Raw genomic sequence first — 16,882 nt, forward strand, 5'->3', positions numbered from 1 at the left:
ATTATTTCCAATTAAAGCCACATTATTTGGATTGGAGCACAGAACAAGAATGAGTATATTAGTACATACGCTAAAAACTGATGATCATGATTCAATCTCTGCCGGTATATTTATCTATTCTGTTTGGTCTGACCACTCTAGCCACCTTAGCCTTATTTCAATGGACCATCAGTTGCTCTCCTTACAGGTTCGTACAGAAAAAAGCCGGTATCATTACGATTCTTTTAATATAGCCTGGTTTGGCATTAAGAATGGTAAAATAAGCCCTACCATACTTTTGATCTGGAATCTCATTTGTCTGGGGCTCTTGATCAACATCGTATTTCTTGCGCTTTTTTCTGCTCCTTCTCCTTTTCAAAAGTTCGCATTTGAGCAACCCAACATTGCCCTTCCTAACTTCCCTTATGTATGGCTACCAACATTCATTGTACCCCTGGTTTTGTTTGGCCATCTGGTTTCCATCAGGCAACTCTACTATATTATCAGGAGAGGATCATGATTCTTTTACCGCAAGGGACAAGATATGAACTGCTTCTTCCAATTCCTGAGTACTTAGGTTTCCGAAACCCAACCTCATTGCGGTGAAGTTATCAGTTTGATATAGCAATTCCTGAGGTAGATGAAGATTTCTCTTTAAACAGTTTTTGCTGATCCGCATCAGGTTTAACTGTGGATTCCATTTTGTCCAGACTGATAAGCCACCTGGCGGCGAGGCGAAGCTCAGTTCCTCTCCAAGTTCGTTTTTCAGGAGTTCCGTGAACACATCTCTCCTTTCCTGGTAAATTTTCACTGCTTTTTTGAGGTGCCGCTGGATTTCCTTTTCTTCCAGCAATTCTGCCAAGGCTTGTTCCATTAACATATCTCCTTGTCTGTCTACCAATCTGCGGAATTTCGCCATTTCCCGGATCAGATTTTCTGGAGCGATCAAATAACCAGACCTGAATCCTGGCGCTAATGATTTGCAGAAAGAGCCAATATATACCACCATCCCATTGGTATCTGCACTGGCCAGGGGCAGCACCGAATTTCCATTGTAGTGAAAATCGTAGTCATAATCATCTTCCAGGATGATGAAACCATGCATTTGAGCCAGTTGCAATAACTCCACCCGTCTTTCCGCACTCAGGGTAACGGTGGTTGGATAATGGTGATGTGGCGTTAAATACAACATCCTGATTTTCTTAGTTTTGCAGAGCTCCCGGATGGCATCCACGGAAATCCCATCTGCATCTACAGGCACAGCAATGATCTTCCCCCCAGATTGTTGAAAGCACATATTGGCCAGATAATAACTGAGGTCACCTACAATAACCAGGTCGCCAGGCTCGATTAACATACTGGAAGCCATATAAATACTCATGTGAATCCCTCTGGTGGTTAGGATATTGTTCTTATTGATGTGTAAACCTCTGGTATTGTTGAGGTACTGCGCCAAAGTTTCTCTAAAATATTCATTTCCTTCTACGTGAGAATAGCCGAAATGTTTGTAATTGGTTTTACTCTTTAGAATCCCTCCATACACCTTAGACAATCTTTCTAAGGGCAAAAGCCTGATGTCAGGCAAACCATCATTAAACTCCAGTCCGGCAGAAGCAGTTACCGGGAGCACATCCAATAAAATGCTTTGCTTAAAGCGGTAACCGGTTTCAGCTGGATAGCTGGTCAAGAATTTTTCATCATAAGGTTGTAATGCGGTATTTTCCTGTGGCCCTTTATTTCTCACAAAAGTCCCTTTATTTGGCCTGATTTCCGTCCAGCCTTGGGCATCCAACTCATCATAGGCCGCAATAATGGTTTTTCGGTGGACTTCCAAATCATCTGCTAAACTTCTGGTGCCCGGCAACTGAATCCCTGGCAAAAGCACCCCTCTCTGGATGGCATTGATCATTTGATGGGCAATTTGAAGGTAAACCGGACGATCTAATAACCGATCTATACGGATTACACTTTGAAAGGGAATTTGAACCGGACTACTCATAAACTTAAAACTGGTACCTATTAACTATCCGGCAAGGTAATACTTTTGACCGAAACAAATGAAATCAATGGAATTAGAAGAATTGCTGCAACAGATCGTGAACAATGACGAGGTGCATGCCCGCTTTCTCAATACCCTCTCTTTACAGGAAAATATAGGGGCTAGAAAGATCTCTGCGAACGAACAGCCGGAAACATCCACTTATATGGTATTGAAGCATGCGGCCGAAGAACACCGCCATGCCTTCTATCTGAAAAAACAAATTACCCGATTAAATACGACGCCCTGCCCTACCTATGAGCCGGACTACCTGTTGGCACCATACAGCAGTAAATACTACTTAAACAAACTGGATTTACTGACCAGCCGCTACTTAAAAAACACGCTACAACTGCATGGATCTGCACTAAAATTTGCTGCATACCTATTAGTCACGTATGCGATTGAAGTCCGCGCGGATGAGATTTACCCGATTTACCAGGGTATTTTAAGCAAAAACAACAGCAAAGTCAGTGTGCGATCGATCATTTTAGAAGAGCAAGGACATTTGGAAGAGATGATTGTACAACTGAAAACCTTCTCACCTTCCTGGGAAGAACATGCGCAACAAATCATTGCCATAGAAAGCCAATTGTATCAGGACTGGATCGCTGATCTTTCCAAAACCATATCCGCATAACAGCCCTATCCTTATCGACAACCAAAGAAAAATATATCAAATGAGTACTACTTTACGAAATGACTGGACTATCCAGGAAATAGAGAACATTTACCACCAACCTTTATTGGAGCTTGTTTATCAAGCTGCCACGGTACACCGCAAATCGCATAAAGCAAATGAAGTTCAGGTCTGCACACTGCTTTCTGTGAAAACTGGCGGATGTCCGGAAGACTGTTCCTACTGCGGTCAGGCGGCGCGTTATCATACTGGCATCACGGTAAAGGCATTGATGGATAAAGATGATGTAGTTGCCATCGCTCAAAGAGCTAAAGACGCTGGATCTTCCCGTTTTTGTATGGCTGCAGCATGGCGTGAAGTGCGTGATAACCGCGATTTCGATAAAATTATTGAAATGGTAAAAGGTGTAAATGAAATCGGACTGGAGGTTTGCTGTACTTTAGGGATGATCAATGAGGCGCAGGCAGAAAGGTTGCAGGAAGCTGGATTGTATGCTTACAACCACAACCTGGATTCATCAAAAGAATATTATGAGGAAATTATCAGCACCAGAACTTATGATGATCGTTTGAATACCTTGAACAATGTGCGTAAAGCAGGGATTTCAGTATGTTCAGGTGGTATTATTGGACTTGGAGAGACTCATGAAGACCGGATCCGTATGCTCCATACCTTATCAAATTTAGAACAGCATCCGGAATCAGTGCCTGTTAATGCTTTAGCCAGGGTTAAAGGAACTCCGTTGGCAGATTTGCCGAAAGTAGATACCTGGGAAATGGTGAGAATGATTGCTACTGCAAGAATTTTGATGCCTAAAGCGATGGTGAGATTGAGTGCAGGAAGAGCAGAAATGACTACTGAAGAGCAGAGCTGGTGTTTTATGGCAGGTGCCAATTCAATTTTCACGAGTGAAAGCGAAGAGATGTTGGTGACGCCTAATCCAAAACTAGACGATGATCGCAAGATGTTCGAATTGTTAGGATTAAAACCGATGCAGAAAGATAGAGCGACAAGCCCTACTGTTTAACGATTATCCCTTGGGGGGGATAAAATGTTCAATTACTGAACTGAAAGGAGATGAAGCTTTGCCCTTCTCTCCTTTTTTTATGCCTTGGGTATGGAAATCTAGCCGGATTTATTTCGCAATGGCGATATTATTGGATTCAGGTCATAAGGATTGCCTAATGGACGAAAAAGAACACCCAAATTAAAAGAAGCTCCTCAATATTTCAGCATCAGGAGGGCGAAGGAAAGATTCGTTGGCCTGTATGTGCTGAAAAACCAGCTGATGAAATCAGTTGCTGTCTTATTTTTTTGCTCTGTGGTGTTTTAAAAACTTGGTTTTTAAGCGGTTTCTTATGGATAATGGGTTTTACCGCCTTAACACTGAGCTCCTCTTCGTTCTCTTGAGGTTTTTCGGCAAACTCTTCCGGTTCAATGGGTTTTACATTTAAAGAACCGGCATGTACACTGTCGGAAATGGTTGATGCATCTTCATCTATAAAAGAAATATAGGCCTCCATCCTGCTTTCAGCAAGGTTTGGATCGATCGCAACCAGTTCTTCTCCTACATGTCTTCTGGATCCGCTGAGCACATAAGTGGATACCCCAGCATCAGGAAAATAAATCAATAACATGGCCCGATCGTTTCTATTTCTCCAGGGTAGGTCTCCAGGAACCTCCCATTTGAATTCTATACCGTCTGCATGTTTAGAAATCGTGGTTTTACCCGCTTTTAAGAGGCTTCCCATGCTTAAAAGGGCTTTAGTATAATCCATGCTTATATTTGGATATTCTCCCTGCAAAGCGTTTTTTTTATTATAAGAAACGGCTTCATTGTAAAAATTCCTGTCTGTTCCGACGGTAATTAAGCGGAACCCAGACTTGATAAAGGTTAAATTTGGCCTCAGAAAGGCATTTACGACCGTCATTTCTTCACAATTGGATTTCCTTGCAGGAGTTAAGGGCTTTGTACTGTGTCCAATTGTTCTGACAATTGACTTCCCGTTTAACATATAACCGACCAGGTTACCCACACGGCCATTAAATCCTCCGAACAATCCATTATTTAACCTTCCCATGATCGCGTTTTTTAATTGATTTACAACAACTTGCATTTGTAAGATACAGGATTATCCCGAGATAAGTTCAAATTGATGATTAAATAAATTAATTATTAATACGATATAAAATCGTCCTTATTAGGTCTTTTTGACCTAATAAGGACCTATCAACTACCTATTTGATATCTATTAAAGTTGAATTAGATTAAAGAGGAATTTGGAATGATCTACAAGGGAGATCGAGGGCAGCTCCTCTTCCCTGCGCTGATTTTGAAGTTGAGACCTTGTAGCTAAGGGTTCTAAAAATTGGACAAATCTGTATGTTGTACAGAATTGCTGCTGTGATTTAAATACTCTTTGGGATTTTGAAATACCTAAAGCGGTGTTCTTTATTTGTGGCAGCAATTGAGCCGTAAGTTGGGTAATATTTCTGAAATTTTGGAAAGTCTGACCTATTTCTGGGGATTCATTGGAGACCTAAACAAGAAATCGTTGCTTTTTTTAATGAATTGGAATATTTTATTCAATATTTATCGTAAGATCAAACAACTGATCATCAAATAGATAATACATAAAATCGATCAAAAACCGCATATCAATGTGGCTGATGCTGATAATTTTATGTTTACATAATTGTTTTTTAATATTTTTTTCTATCTTTGCAATCCCGAAACAAGGGAACATAATTGATTCCGTAGCTCAGCTGGTAGAGCATTACACTTTTAATGTAGTGGTCCTGGGTTCGAATCCCAGCGGGATCACAAAAGCCTAACAGAAATGTGAGGCTTTTCTGTTTAAATGCTGTTTATTCCAGATTAATAGCGTTTTCTAAATTTAGTGATTACTTAAATACACCGTAAATCCAAAAATACTCGCTGAGTAATCTGGTGAGTCAATTGAGACTCCTCCCGACTCACCAAATAAAATCTTAATAAATTGAATAACAGAAAGTTCATTCATACTATGAATTAGTAGGTCCAAGAGCTAAATTAGCTTCCTAGAATTCAAATATACAGCCAAATGAAGGTATCAGATTCCCTGATCTAGTATTTAAGATAAATGGAATTCCGTTCGAACCATTGGCTTGTAAAGGCTGCCCGTCAGTTGTTAAAAAACCGGTATTATCTTCTGTTCTTTTAAACGTATATTTTGGAAAATTGTCATTTTCATTTTTAAGAATATTTTGTATATCTATATAAAAATTCAAAGCTGTCTTTCTAAAATTCAGGCGCTTATCCATACGAAAATCTAATTGACTGAATGATGATAACCTTTCCGTATTTAACCGGCTGTAATCTGCTATTCCTGTGCCCAATGTTAAATAGTTTTGCTGGGATGCCTGCAAATCAAATGGTGTGTAGGGCGATCCTCCCGCATACCGGTATTTCAACCCCAAATCCCAGTTGCGTTTTAATTTATAGCCCAATGTAAGTGACAATAGATGTCTGTTATCCCATGATGATGAGACCAGTTTCTGATTCAATCCAGAAAATTTACTGACCACATAGGAATAACTTGCTACATAAAAAAAATTATGAACCAGCTTTTGTTGCACAAATAGTTCCACACCATAGGTTTCCCCCTCTCCTATACTGAGTACCTGCTCACTGCCAACAGAAGCATATTCTGCGCCCTGATTAGCAAGAGAAGTCCCGTTCGCTACAGAGACCGGATAATTGCTGTACTGCTTGTAAAAAGTCTCCACAGTAAATCTCGAATCATTTCTTGGCAAAAACTGGGTACCAAGCACATAATGCGTCGATTGGATATAATCCATATTTTTATTCAGTGCTGCGCCATTATTATCTAGATAACCAAGCATGGTATAAGTAGGAATTTTGAAATAAGTCCCCACTGAAGCACTTACATCCCATTTTGAACTGAGGTGATAGGCCAAAGACAACCTAGGAGAAAGTGTTTTTAACGGATCATTCCCAGCAACAGTAAAACTATTCAGGTCAGTACGGATACCTGCAGAAAACAATAACTTTTCATTAAAAAGATTTTTTGACGCCTGGAAAAACGCACCATATTTCCAAAATTCCATGTCATTATTGAACCTGACTACCTTTTCCGGCACAATTACTGCCCCCTCTGAATTGGTGATTTCATTAGACACTTTATTAAACAAATCTGCTTTGTAGGCAACCAGTTGGGCCATTAATCCCGCAGACAGCTTCCAACCATTTAGGAATTTATTGATGTCAAATCTAAACTTATTTTCGGTTTCACGAGATTGAACTTTCAGACTCCTTTTACTTTCCTCTTTTAGTTCATCCTCGAATTTATCCAGATTATTATCAAATACATTTCGGCTGAGTGTAAAATTCAAATAGCCATTTTCAATCTGATGGTTCAAGTTAAAACCAGCAGTATAGTTCCACTGATTGATATAAGGTGTAGAACGTAGTACATATGTATTTTCCAAGGTCGACTTTTTAGTTGCTGCAAAACTAAAACGATCGATCGCACCCAGACCTATAGCCGTAAGTTTGGTTTTAGCATTAAATTTATGAGTGACCTTATATTGAAAATCATCAAAATCGGGTCTGATGGGTAAATCAATCAGTTTAAATAAAAAACTGAGATAAGACTTCCGAGCCGAGGCTAGAAATGTAGTATTTTTCGACAATGGTCCTTCTAAAGTTAGTGCCGTTTCAGTAAAACTAACCCTGGCATTACCGGATAATCTTTCCGAATTTCCTTCTCTTTGCCTGATCACAAAAGTCGAAGCCAAAGGATTGTCGTATCTGGAATCAAAAGCCGAAGAGCTCAGCTTTAAACTCTCAATAAAAGAAACATTAAGTATACCCTGAGCACCTCCGGAACTGCCCTGGGTTTGAAAGTGATTCAATACTGGAATCTCTATCCCATCCAGGTAATATACATTTTCATTTGGAGCTCCGCCCCTTATGATAATATCGTTCCGTTCACCAACACCATTACTTATGCCCACTCCCGGAAGTGTCTGAACTACCTTAGAAACATCAAAATTGCCACCCGGACTGCTTTTTATTTCTTCTGCTGTTAATTGCTGCACAGATATAGGAGTAACCATATCAGTGGCAACCGCCGACTTTCCTTTACTAAAACTGATGTTAACCTCTTTTAAATTATTCAATTGAGGCTGCAACTCAAAATTGACCAATTGCGGATTTCCACTACCCACCACTATATTGTACTTCAGCTGAGCAATATATCCAACAAGACTAGCAGAAACTTTATAGGTCCCTACCGGAACACTCATACGGAAACGGCCTGAACTATCACTCATGGTCGAAATTGATAAACCATCAACCGTAAGTGTAACTCCAGAAAGGGCTTTACCAGTGTTAATATTTTGTACAACTCCTGTCAACAATCCTCTTTGCTGGGAAAACACTGGACTAAAAGTAAACAATGCTGCTATTATTATGAAGTATCTAATTATCAATTCCAAAGTTTTTAAGGGTTACTAAAATGGCTATATAATATAAAGATTATGGGGTTATTTACCATCATTCCAATTCTTTTCTCACTTTTTACGCCAGGTAAAATACCTATTGCAAACCCTGCAGATTTTGGATGGTAAGTCTTGTTTTTTGAAAAATTTTCTGCATGGATCAGATGAAGTTCCTGCTTTTCGATCGGCAGCTTATCACACGTCAAGAATTAACAGGATTATTTAATTCATGAGGCTCAACCCCTGGCTTGGCATAAGCCAAACGGCCAACAGCCTGCGGCAAAAAATAAGCATCCAAGCCGGCAACAGTCATGGTCTTTGCTTTTACATGATCAACAGTACCATCTGCTGCTATCAGATCATCATCCGCTAGAATTTGAACGATTTCTCCGATCAGAATAGTTGTACCGTTAATTTCTACATCAATAATTTCCCTTAGCTCTAATCCGATACAAATCGTGGATTGCTTTACAAAAGGTGCTTTAAAACGATCAACATATAACTTTTGAAATCCACAAGTATCAAATTCGGATACATTAGATGGATAATAGGCGCTGGTTTGGTGTGCCTGCATATACCATTCTGGCAATACATTATTTAATGTATACTGGCCTGTGGTTTTAATATTTGAAAGCGTACTATTCTGCTCACGTTCGGGTCTGATCACAATACCCAAAAGCGGTGGATTAGCGCCTAAGTGAAAGGCCGAACTAATCACGCATAAGTTAGTAATCCCTTCAATGCTGGCAGTTCCTAAAAGATTCAGGGATTTATAGCCAACTAAACTATTAATCAGGCTTATCCTGTACTGCTTTTCTAACTGATAGATCTCCTCACTCTTAATATTCACCATATTAACTTGTTTTTAATTTTCCTAATCCACCATCTACACTAATAACTTGCCCTGTTATCCAGTTACTTTGTTCCGACAGTAAAAAAGCGATCAAACTACTGATATCTTCTGGTTGCCCAATCTTTCCTAAAGGGTGACGTTTCGCAGACGCTTCACGTTTTTCTGGAGAGCTTAATAGATATTGTGAAAGTGGGGTATCAGTAAGGGATGGAGCTACCACATTTACCCGTATCTGTTGCGCAGTAAATTCCGCTGCCAATGATAATCCCATGCCCTCTAATGCCGCTTTTGCTGCAGCGACACTGGCATGGTAAGGCATTCCGGTTTTAGCGGCAACAGAACTAATCAAAACTATAGATGATGCACCAGCATTTTTCAAATTTTTAACAGATTGCTGAATAGTACGTGCGGCACCCAAAACGTTTATTCGATAGTCGTTTAAGAAATCTTCTTCGGTAAGCCTGTTGAAAGGCTTAAGGGTAATACTACCCACTGAATACACCAAACCATGTAACTGCTCAGGAAGAAAGTCTGCCATGTTGCTCACCTCATCAAGAACATCCATAGACAGGTGCCTGATACCTTGTGGCCAATCCGCATGCTCAGTTCTGGATATATTATAAACAGTTGCCCCATTTAAAGCCAGCAACCTTACCAGCGAAAGCCCAATACCCGAACTTCCTCCGACTACCAATATGTTTTTACCCTCAAAGTTCATCATCCTGTTTATTTAATAAAAACTCATTTTACAAATTGAAGGGTATTCCTACATGATAATGCAAGCTTTAATAGACTTCAATATTAGTCTACAAAAGTATTTATTTAGTTTTAAATAATACTATGTTTTATAATTATAGTATATTTGTATACTAATTTAATGCAATTAATCATGAACTATAAACTCATAAATCAAGTTATAGGCCTAATTGAAAAGTTTGACACAACTGAAGATTCCAAATCTTACACAAAAGACCTGATTGGCTTCAAACGTTGGATTTACGATGACCAAAGAGAGACAGACCATTTGTATAATGAGCTCAATTGGGAGGGAAAAGAAAATGGAAGGAGTCCGGAGAGCGAGATCAGCACCTTAATTGTTCACCTTAACAGGTATGCAAAAACCTACTCCAAATCAGCAATATACGATTCGGAGTTTAGCACTCAAGAAGAGTTTATATACTTAATTAACTTGAAAGCTTTTGGATCAATGACAAAAACAGAATTGATAAAAAGGAATCTTCAGGAAAAACCTGTAGGAATGCAAACTATCAACAGATTGGTTGGACAAGGTTGGATACAGCAGAACGATTCTATAGTTGATAAAAGAAGTAAAATCATTTCGATTACCGCCAAAGGACTAACAGCCTTAGAAGATATTATGAAAAAAATAAGGCAAGCCAGTCAAATTGTGACTGGAAACCTCAGTACTACTGAAAAAATGCAACTGATTAAACTACTTCAGAAATTGGATCACTTCCATCAAGCTATATACGAAAAAAGTATAGCGCCTGCTGAACTTGTCAATATCGCGTTTAATGAATTTTTATTACAAAAAAATTAAACTATAAATTATGCTTAAAAAACTTTCAATATTAATTCTATTAGTTGGCTTTACATTCTCTGGTATTGCTCAAAGTCAAAAATTTCAACTCTCAAGCCACATACTAGATATCTCAAGGGGGCTACCTGCACAAGGGGTGTTGATTAGGCTCGAAAAACAAAACGGCAATAAGCAATGGACATTTATCGCCGAAAATAAAACTAACCAGCAAGGACGAATACAAGACTTTCTCCCCTATGGGAATAAGGGTAATAAAGGAATTTTTAAGCTGACATATTTTATCGAGCCTTATTTCAAAAGCTTAAAACAGAATTCTTTTTATCCTTTCATTGAAGTGGTTTTTGAAATAAAAGATGATCAGCACTATCATGTACCCATTACCTTGAGTCCTTACGGTTATTCTACTTACAGAGGAAACTAAAAACCTGAATTACAATGGATTTAAATACAGTTTTTACTCAACATTTATTTAAAATATTTCAAAAGCCCGTAGATAATTATGAAAAATAAAATCATCATCCCTACCATCCTTACAATTGCAGCAATAGTGGTTTTAAGTTCCTGTGCATCCATGCCTAAAAAAGCAAAACCCGTAGCCAATTTTGAAGTAAAACGCTATTTAGGTACCTGGTATGAAATTGCCCGTTTTGACTTTCGCTTTGAGAAGGATATGGATAATACAATCGCACAATACAGTTTAGACGAAAACGGAAATGTAAAAGTCCTAAATAGTGGCTATAATTATAAAAAAAAAGAATGGAAGTCAGCAAATGGAATTGCTAAATTCAGGGGCGATAAAAACATCGCTGCTTTAAAAGTAAGTTTTTTCGGGCCATTTTACGCAGGTTACAATGTACTAGCGATTGACAGTAATTATCAATATGCCTTAATTGCCGGGAAAAATTTAGATTACCTTTGGATCTTATCCCGAGAAAAAAGCATCCCAGATGATGTAAAGAATAACTATCTTAAGATTGCCAGGGACCTTGGATACGACACTTCCAAATTAATATGGGTGAAACAAGATAAAAAGAATCCCTTCATCGGTAATCAATAAATTAAGAGTGATGGAAAACACAAAAGATATCTTTACACGTCTTCGAGCTGGAGAAACCATACGATCGGGCGATCCAGAAGCTTATAAAATGCGTGATGCGTCATATGCAACCAAAGTATTGCTTCTAGAAATGAACAATGCATCCGACCCTACTGAAATAAGACGTTTAATGAGCCAGATTACCGGGACAGAAATTGATGAAAGTGTTGCCATCTTCACACCACTATATATCAATTATGGTAAACACACTAAAATTGGCAAGAATGTATTTATCAATTTCGACTGTGTATTTCTTGACCTTGGAGGCATAACTATAGAAGACAATGTGCTCCTAGCACCAAAAGTCAGCCTATTATCCGAAGGACATCCCATATTGCCCGCAGAAAGACAATCACTAGTTCCAGGACATATCCACATTAAAAAAGGAGCTTGGATTGGCGCCAATGCCACTATATTACCAGGAGTAACCATTGGTGAAAACGCAGTGGTTGCCGCAGGAGCCGTCGTTTCCAAAGACGTTCCAGACAACACCATAGTTGGAGGCGTCCCTGCAAAAACTATTAAAAGTATATAACGACAATTGAGGGTTTAGAATAACGGTAAGCTTTGAGCAACTGGATCAAACGAAATAATAGCGCTAATATGCATGATTACTTAGCTTTTAATTGAGGTAAGTGTGCCCAAAACAAAGTGGAACAATGCAACCAGACTGATCAATGGAGACCATAAAAAAAACAATTCCTGAAGAACATTACACCACTAGAAGTGGTTGGTTAAGAGCTGCAGTTTTGGGCGCCAATGATGGCATTCTTTCCACAACGAGTCTGGCCATAGGGATTGCGGCAGCCAGCACTACCCGTGAGCCAATTGTGCTTGCAGCAGCAGCAGGTCTTGTCGCAGGAGCCTTATCAATGGCCGCCGGAGTAGGTTATATGTTTGGCGTTAAAACAGCATAATATATTAATCAATTCTATTCCTTTTTTACCATCTAAACTCATTTAACAATTAACTACTTACTTCTCTGAAGGATTTTTTCTGAAGGCCTTAACCCGATAATCGGATGGACTTAAACCGTACTCCTTTTTGAAGCGCTTATAAAAGTGGCTTTCATCGGCATACCCAAAGGAGCGACAAATTTGGGAAATGGTATCGGCGGAATGAATTAACAAATGGGCTGTTGCCCTTAATCTCTCGCGACCTATATAGCCCTTAATGGAAACCCCCATCTCTTGTTTAAAGTAAATGCTCAACTGGTGCAATGTCATTCGGAAGGTTTCAGCCAGTCCCGTAAGGCTTAGCATTTGTGGATCTTTTAAATTTTTATGGATATGTTTTAATATTTTATCAATAGACTTCCCTCCCGTTCTTCTGGAATTTTTATTTTCCCCGAAAGACAGGTTACGTTCAATGACAGAAACAAGAGTCAGCAGTTGGAAATAAAATAAGTTCTCATTTTTTTCGGGATGTTGATTCATATCTAGCATCAAGAGTATTACCTTTTCGGCAAATGCGAGGTCATCGTTTTTCAGTCTAATTTTTAAGTTTAATGGGGACTGTGCCTTAGAAAGTGAAACAACGATATTGCTATTTTTATCTATCAACCCCCTTAGTACACTTTTTCCAGCCTCAGTAAATCGGATCGTGATCACTTCTACAGCAGTGACAGCGAGAATATGGTATTGCTTTAAACGCCTGATAAAAAAGATATCGCCATTTTCAAAGCTTACTTCTTGCCCCTCTTTTCTGAATTTACCATCCCCCGAACAAATATAGAGGAATTCATAAAAGTCATTGACTATATCCTTCTCTGTCCCCTCATTGATGATAACGCGTTGCACATTTACCGCACTGAACTGCTTTAAAGACCCCATGCATTAAAGGTATATATAACAAAGTTTTAAACCATAAAATGATTTGAAAAGTACAAATGTTTATCAGAAATGTACAAAGGCATCGATTTTGCGCCAGCTACCTTTGCCTCATATGAATGACAATATGAAGCACGAAAAAATGAAGCCTGAAATGATGAGGGGTCTACTGACCATAAAGTCAAATACTTTTCTTAGCCCACACTACATCAGTGTGGTTTTAGAGGGTGAAGACTTGAAAAACTTCAGAGACGCTGATATCGGCGATAATAACAAACTATTGATCCCGGCTAAAGGTTCAAAAACCGTTATTATTCCTGAGAAAAAAGCATATGATAGCACAAGGGCTGATGAGAAAGCCGCGATCATGAGGACTTATACCTTACGAAAACTTGACCTGAAAAAGCAGGAAATGACAATTGAATTTGTTGCACATGGTGATGAGGGACCTGCCTCTTCCTGGGCAATTTTAGCCGAAATAGGTGACCAGCTAGGTGTAGTAATGAAAAAAAAGGATAAAAAGATCTTTCAGCCCGCTGATTGGTACTTTTTTACCGGAGATCACACCGCCTTACCTGTAATTAGTGTGCTACTTGAAGCAATGCAAGAAGATGCCTGTGGCGAAGTAATGATCGAAGTCTATGGACCTGAAGACGTGATTGAATTGAACTCCCCGGCAGGTGTAAACGTGATTTGGCTCTTCAACCAGACACCAGGTCTTAACTCCAGTCTTCCTGAGAGATTCCGCAGGGTAAAAATTCCTAGTCAGGGAACCAGATTCCTTTTTGCAGCTGCCGAATCGCAGGCCATAATAGAAATTCAGGGTGTTCTTAGAGAAAATAAAGAGTTAAAAAGAAATGAATGGAAGGCATACTCCTATTGGAAACTGGGGCAATCTGAGAGTCAGTCTTCAGAAGAGCGAAGAACAGTTTCTCAACAATAAATGGTATTACCGAATTGGAGTCAGGCTCTCGAGGCATTATGCACCTTTGATGAAGGCGAAAAACCGGGGACGGATTATTCATTATCAATAACTCATAAGTGGGACTAAATTTTAATATCTTGTTTCAACTTTGTAGCAGGATTTTGTACCTGTAAAAGTATATTATGACCAGGAACATTTTAATCGGGCTATGCTCCTGGTCAGTTGTATCAAGCGCATGACACGCTGTATTAATGTCCGTTTAGTACAATTTTAAATCAATAAATCATTGCAATTTTGTAGTATAAAAACATTGACAATATGAGAAAATTAATATTAGGATTGGCAGCAACACTGGATGGATATATTGAAGGGCCAAACGGCGAATATGATTGGTGCTTTACAGATCAGGACTATGGTCTAAATGAGTTCTTTACTCGTATTGATGCGATATTTATTGGTCGTAAAAGTTACGAGATCGCACAAAAGCATGCAGATAGCAATAATGGAGAGATCGTTCCTGGTATGACTGAATATGTGTTTTCTAAAACATTGAAAACAGTAAAAGAAGGTGCTGTACTCATAGCGGAAGATAGCATGGCCGAAGCACGAAGGATAAAGGAACAGCCCGGTAAAGACATATGGCTATATGGCGGCGCTGAACTCAGCGATACCTTGATGAAAGAAGGCCTTGTAGATGAATTATGGCTGTCAGTGCATCCCATTATTCTTGGTCGTGGCAAGCCCCTATTTTGTGAGCAGAATAGTCGTACGAAACTGACGCTATTGAATAGCAAAACTTATGAAACTGGTTTGGTGTCGCTCAGTTACAGCATCAATAAAGCGTAAATTGTAATTAACTAAAAGGAGAATCAATTGAACTAACTTTTGAGATTAATGATGCAGAAGTCATTACAACTTTAAAAGGCAATTTAGAGCTCCAGACGAAGTATGCTGAACGTAGCAAATAAATAACCATTGTCTGATTTTAAAGTGAAATCTAAATCTTTTTTTTTACAATTGTTTCATTATGAGCAGAGGTCAGGTAACATCAAGTAGCACTGTTGAATTAGAGGATATTATTTTTGATGTAAAAAAGTTATCCGATTTTCTGGTAAGTGATTTCAAGTCATTTACCCCAATTGGAGGCGAAGCAAGATTTGAAAGAGATTATTTGGAAGGAGATCACCCTTTTGACGGTTATAAATTAAATAAAGAGATTATTTCTAAATCAAAAAAGTACACATTCTTTGGATTGAGCGTTACCAACCTCTATGCATATGAAATAGCTAGCGACAAATTCGCCCTTTATTTTAATGTCTATTTGGATAACGGAACATTGAGAAAAATGATGAATACAATTGGACCGCCTATTAATTTATTTGAGGATGAATTGTTGCAGCCAGAAACAGCTTCCTTAATCGATTGGCCTTTTGATGACATCAGCTTTATGGCCTCAAAACCTCCTTTTGGTTCTTTCAGAAATAGGTGGTCAATATTGTTGCAAACAAAAAATGTATATCACGGAGATTTCTCTATACTCCACAATAAAAACTAATATTTCCATTCTGCATTTTAATTTAAAAAACCAACCAGACAATGATACTGAATAGAAATATGATTAGATTATTGGATGCAGAAACATTTTACCATTCACAGTAATCCAACTAAAATAATTGTATGGCCACTCTTTTGTTTTATTATTAACAATTTTAGACAATTGCTGATCGTCTATTGGTTCGACATAGACTTTACCACTAGGATAATGGCATTGGTATAACTGTTGACTTGTTGTGAAGGCTATAGTTTGCCCATCTGGCGACAATGCTGCGAATTCCCCCCGAATTCTGTCTTTTCCTGGCCGGGTTATTTCATAAGCTTTACCGGTTTTCTGGTTAAAAACATAGTCATTATCTACCATTAACAAGTTAGGTCCAATCTTCAGCATATCACGGTTCTCCCATTGTCTGTCGCCCTCTATCACTGTAGGTCTGTCTATACTATAGACCTTTAAACCAGATTTTTGTGCGCTGAATAAATAAAATCTATTTCCTATACTATTTGGACCAGAAATACGCGCAATAAAACTTGTTTTGACTGGATTAATGTAAGTAACGTCATCAAAATTGTATTGTGAACGCTCCTGGGAAGGATAGTCTGAAAATTCGGAATCATAGGGAGGCGCCACCTGGGGATTTATCCTAATAACTGCACTGTTATAAAGCACCTCATTCCACTCCAGGAATTGGTTAGATCCGAATATCCCCCCTACCCATTTTTGTTTCTTGCTTTTTAGATGCCGCTGTAAAAATATAGGTTTTTCACCATTAGGGAGTTCATTTAAATTAACTTTTACATCAAAAAGTGTAGCTTGATATACTTTTTCATGCTTACAAGATGAAAATATGATCAAGGATAAACAAACTATAAGCTTATTTCGAAAATGAATATTGGCCATT

At 38.6% G+C, this 16,882-nt stretch carries 18 protein-coding genes, 1 tRNA gene and 1 pseudogene; 12 read left to right on the forward strand and 8 right to left on the reverse strand.

Annotated elements, in window-relative coordinates:
- The first annotated feature begins 49 nt into the window (after positions 1-49).
- A complete protein-coding gene (locus tag GM920_RS04465; protein WP_182953813.1) occupies positions 50-499 on the forward strand; it encodes a hypothetical protein in 450 nt (149 codons plus the stop codon).
- Here the strand turns inward: GM920_RS04465 and pdxR are convergent.
- Positions 494-1,978 (reverse strand): MocR-like pyridoxine biosynthesis transcription factor PdxR, encoded by a 1,485-nt coding sequence (gene pdxR, locus GM920_RS04470; RefSeq protein WP_182953815.1) that lies wholly within the window; start codon positions 1,976-1,978, stop codon positions 494-496. The two genes, GM920_RS04465 and pdxR, sit on opposite strands and share 6 nt — an antisense overlap.
- A 67-nt stretch (positions 1,979-2,045) precedes the next feature.
- On the opposite strand from pdxR, the gene GM920_RS04475 reads away from it, so the two are divergent.
- Positions 2,046-2,657, forward strand: a complete 612-nt coding sequence (locus GM920_RS04475; RefSeq protein ID WP_182953817.1) for a hypothetical protein — start codon at positions 2,046-2,048, stop codon at positions 2,655-2,657.
- A gap of 40 nt (positions 2,658-2,697) precedes the next feature.
- Positions 2,698-3,684 carry a biotin synthase BioB gene (gene bioB, locus GM920_RS04480; protein WP_182953819.1) on the forward strand — a complete coding sequence of 329 codons (987 nt, stop codon included), beginning with the start codon at positions 2,698-2,700 and terminating at the stop codon, positions 3,682-3,684.
- A 208-nt stretch (positions 3,685-3,892) separates the two neighbouring features.
- On the opposite strand, the gene GM920_RS04485 is transcribed toward bioB, so the two are convergent.
- Positions 3,893-4,738, reverse strand: a complete 846-nt coding sequence (locus GM920_RS04485) for a DUF6266 family protein (RefSeq protein ID WP_182953821.1) — start codon at positions 4,736-4,738, stop codon at positions 3,893-3,895.
- Between the two features lie 670 nt (positions 4,739-5,408).
- On the opposite strand from GM920_RS04485, the gene GM920_RS04490 reads away from it, so the two are divergent.
- Positions 5,409-5,481, forward strand: a tRNA-Lys gene (locus GM920_RS04490).
- Between the two features lie 236 nt (positions 5,482-5,717).
- Here the strand turns inward: GM920_RS04490 and GM920_RS04495 are convergent.
- The 4 genes and pseudogenes from GM920_RS04495 to GM920_RS04510 form a co-directional block, all read right to left on the reverse strand.
- Positions 5,718-8,102, reverse strand: coding sequence for a TonB-dependent receptor (locus GM920_RS04495; protein ID WP_317171509.1), 2,385 nt, complete (start codon positions 8,100-8,102; stop codon positions 5,718-5,720).
- Between the two features lie 132 nt (positions 8,103-8,234).
- A pseudogene (locus GM920_RS23810) lies at positions 8,235-8,297 on the reverse strand (DUF2256 domain-containing protein); the annotation flags it as partial.
- Positions 8,298-8,364: 67 nt separating this feature from the next.
- Entirely contained in the window at positions 8,365-9,015 is a 651-nt protein-coding gene (locus tag GM920_RS04505) for a flavin reductase family protein (protein WP_182953826.1), read from the reverse strand.
- Position 9,016: 1 nt separating this feature from the next.
- On the reverse strand, positions 9,017-9,736 hold the full coding sequence (locus GM920_RS04510) for an SDR family NAD(P)-dependent oxidoreductase (protein WP_235964429.1): 720 nt from the start codon (positions 9,734-9,736) through the stop codon (positions 9,017-9,019).
- A gap of 168 nt (positions 9,737-9,904) precedes the next feature.
- On the opposite strand from GM920_RS04510, the gene GM920_RS04515 reads away from it, so the two are divergent.
- The 5 genes from GM920_RS04515 to GM920_RS04535 all read left to right on the forward strand — a co-directional run bounded on the left by GM920_RS04515 (position 9,905) and on the right by GM920_RS04535 (position 12,589).
- Entirely contained in the window at positions 9,905-10,576 is a 672-nt protein-coding gene (locus GM920_RS04515) for a MarR family winged helix-turn-helix transcriptional regulator (RefSeq protein WP_182953829.1), read from the forward strand.
- A 10-nt stretch (positions 10,577-10,586) separates the two neighbouring features.
- The gene (gene uraH, locus GM920_RS04520) at positions 10,587-10,997 is read left to right on the forward strand and encodes a hydroxyisourate hydrolase (RefSeq protein WP_182953831.1); all 411 of its coding nucleotides are present in this window, start codon (positions 10,587-10,589) and stop codon (positions 10,995-10,997) included.
- 78 nt (positions 10,998-11,075) lie between these two features.
- On the forward strand, positions 11,076-11,633 hold the full coding sequence (locus GM920_RS04525; protein WP_182953832.1) for a lipocalin family protein: 558 nt from the start codon (positions 11,076-11,078) through the stop codon (positions 11,631-11,633).
- 88 nt (positions 11,634-11,721) lie between these two features.
- Positions 11,722-12,207 (forward strand): DapH/DapD/GlmU-related protein, encoded by a 486-nt coding sequence (locus tag GM920_RS04530; RefSeq protein ID WP_317171493.1) that lies wholly within the window; start codon positions 11,722-11,724, stop codon positions 12,205-12,207.
- 142 nt (positions 12,208-12,349) lie between these two features.
- Complete coding sequence (locus GM920_RS04535; RefSeq protein ID WP_235964430.1) at positions 12,350-12,589, forward strand: VIT1/CCC1 transporter family protein; 240 nt, start codon at positions 12,350-12,352, stop codon at positions 12,587-12,589.
- Between the two features lie 57 nt (positions 12,590-12,646).
- On the opposite strand, the gene GM920_RS04540 is transcribed toward GM920_RS04535, so the two are convergent.
- Entirely contained in the window at positions 12,647-13,504 is an 858-nt protein-coding gene (locus tag GM920_RS04540) for an AraC family transcriptional regulator (protein WP_182953836.1), read from the reverse strand.
- A gap of 124 nt (positions 13,505-13,628) precedes the next feature.
- Between GM920_RS04540 and GM920_RS04545 the strand changes: the two genes are divergently transcribed.
- From GM920_RS04545 to GM920_RS04555, 3 genes are all read left to right on the forward strand, one after another.
- The gene (locus tag GM920_RS04545) at positions 13,629-14,444 is read left to right on the forward strand and encodes a siderophore-interacting protein (protein ID WP_182953838.1); all 816 of its coding nucleotides are present in this window, start codon (positions 13,629-13,631) and stop codon (positions 14,442-14,444) included.
- Positions 14,445-14,744: 300 nt separating this feature from the next.
- A complete protein-coding gene (locus tag GM920_RS04550) occupies positions 14,745-15,272 on the forward strand; it encodes a dihydrofolate reductase family protein (RefSeq protein ID WP_182953839.1) in 528 nt (175 codons plus the stop codon).
- A 181-nt stretch (positions 15,273-15,453) separates the two neighbouring features.
- Positions 15,454-15,981: a hypothetical protein gene (locus GM920_RS04555; RefSeq protein ID WP_182953841.1), complete on the forward strand. Its 528-nt coding sequence runs from the start codon at positions 15,454-15,456 to the stop codon at positions 15,979-15,981.
- A 63-nt stretch (positions 15,982-16,044) separates the two neighbouring features.
- On the opposite strand, the gene GM920_RS04560 is transcribed toward GM920_RS04555, so the two are convergent.
- The gene (locus GM920_RS04560; RefSeq protein WP_182953843.1) at positions 16,045-16,881 is read right to left on the reverse strand and encodes a TolB-like translocation protein; all 837 of its coding nucleotides are present in this window, start codon (positions 16,879-16,881) and stop codon (positions 16,045-16,047) included.
- Between the last annotated feature and the right edge of the window lies 1 nt (position 16,882).

The organism is Pedobacter gandavensis (assembly GCF_014172405.1).
GTDB classification, from domain to species: Bacteria; Bacteroidota; Bacteroidia; order Sphingobacteriales; family Sphingobacteriaceae; genus Pedobacter; species Pedobacter gandavensis.

Coding starts and splice junctions, on each gene's coding strand:
- GM920_RS04550 (WP_182953839.1), top strand. CDS start 14,745: ATGAGAAAATTAATATTAGGATTGGCAGCAACACTGGATGGATATATT.
- GM920_RS04525 (WP_182953832.1), top strand. CDS start 11,076: ATGAAAAATAAAATCATCATCCCTACCATCCTTACAATTGCAGCAATA.
- pdxR (WP_182953815.1), bottom strand. CDS start 1,978: ATGAGTAGTCCGGTTCAAATTCCCTTTCAAAGTGTAATCCGTATAGAT.
- GM920_RS04475 (WP_182953817.1), top strand. CDS start 2,046: ATGGAATTAGAAGAATTGCTGCAACAGATCGTGAACAATGACGAGGTG.
- GM920_RS04515 (WP_182953829.1), top strand. CDS start 9,905: ATGAACTATAAACTCATAAATCAAGTTATAGGCCTAATTGAAAAGTTT.
- GM920_RS04545 (WP_182953838.1), top strand. CDS start 13,629: ATGAAGCACGAAAAAATGAAGCCTGAAATGATGAGGGGTCTACTGACC.
- bioB (WP_182953819.1), top strand. CDS start 2,698: ATGAGTACTACTTTACGAAATGACTGGACTATCCAGGAAATAGAGAAC.
- GM920_RS04465 (WP_182953813.1), top strand. CDS start 50: ATGAGTATATTAGTACATACGCTAAAAACTGATGATCATGATTCAATC.
- GM920_RS04535 (WP_235964430.1), top strand. CDS start 12,350: ATGGAGACCATAAAAAAAACAATTCCTGAAGAACATTACACCACTAGA.
- uraH (WP_182953831.1), top strand. CDS start 10,587: ATGCTTAAAAAACTTTCAATATTAATTCTATTAGTTGGCTTTACATTC.
- GM920_RS04485 (WP_182953821.1), bottom strand. CDS start 4,738: ATGGGAAGGTTAAATAATGGATTGTTCGGAGGATTTAATGGCCGTGTG.
- GM920_RS04560 (WP_182953843.1), bottom strand. CDS start 16,881: ATGGCCAATATTCATTTTCGAAATAAGCTTATAGTTTGTTTATCCTTG.
- GM920_RS04505 (WP_182953826.1), bottom strand. CDS start 9,015: ATGGTGAATATTAAGAGTGAGGAGATCTATCAGTTAGAAAAGCAGTAC.
- GM920_RS04510 (WP_235964429.1), bottom strand. CDS start 9,736: ATGATGAACTTTGAGGGTAAAAACATATTGGTAGTCGGAGGAAGTTCG.
- GM920_RS04555 (WP_182953841.1), top strand. CDS start 15,454: ATGAGCAGAGGTCAGGTAACATCAAGTAGCACTGTTGAATTAGAGGAT.
- GM920_RS04530 (WP_317171493.1), top strand. CDS start 11,722: ATGCGTGATGCGTCATATGCAACCAAAGTATTGCTTCTAGAAATGAAC.
- GM920_RS04540 (WP_182953836.1), bottom strand. CDS start 13,504: ATGGGGTCTTTAAAGCAGTTCAGTGCGGTAAATGTGCAACGCGTTATC.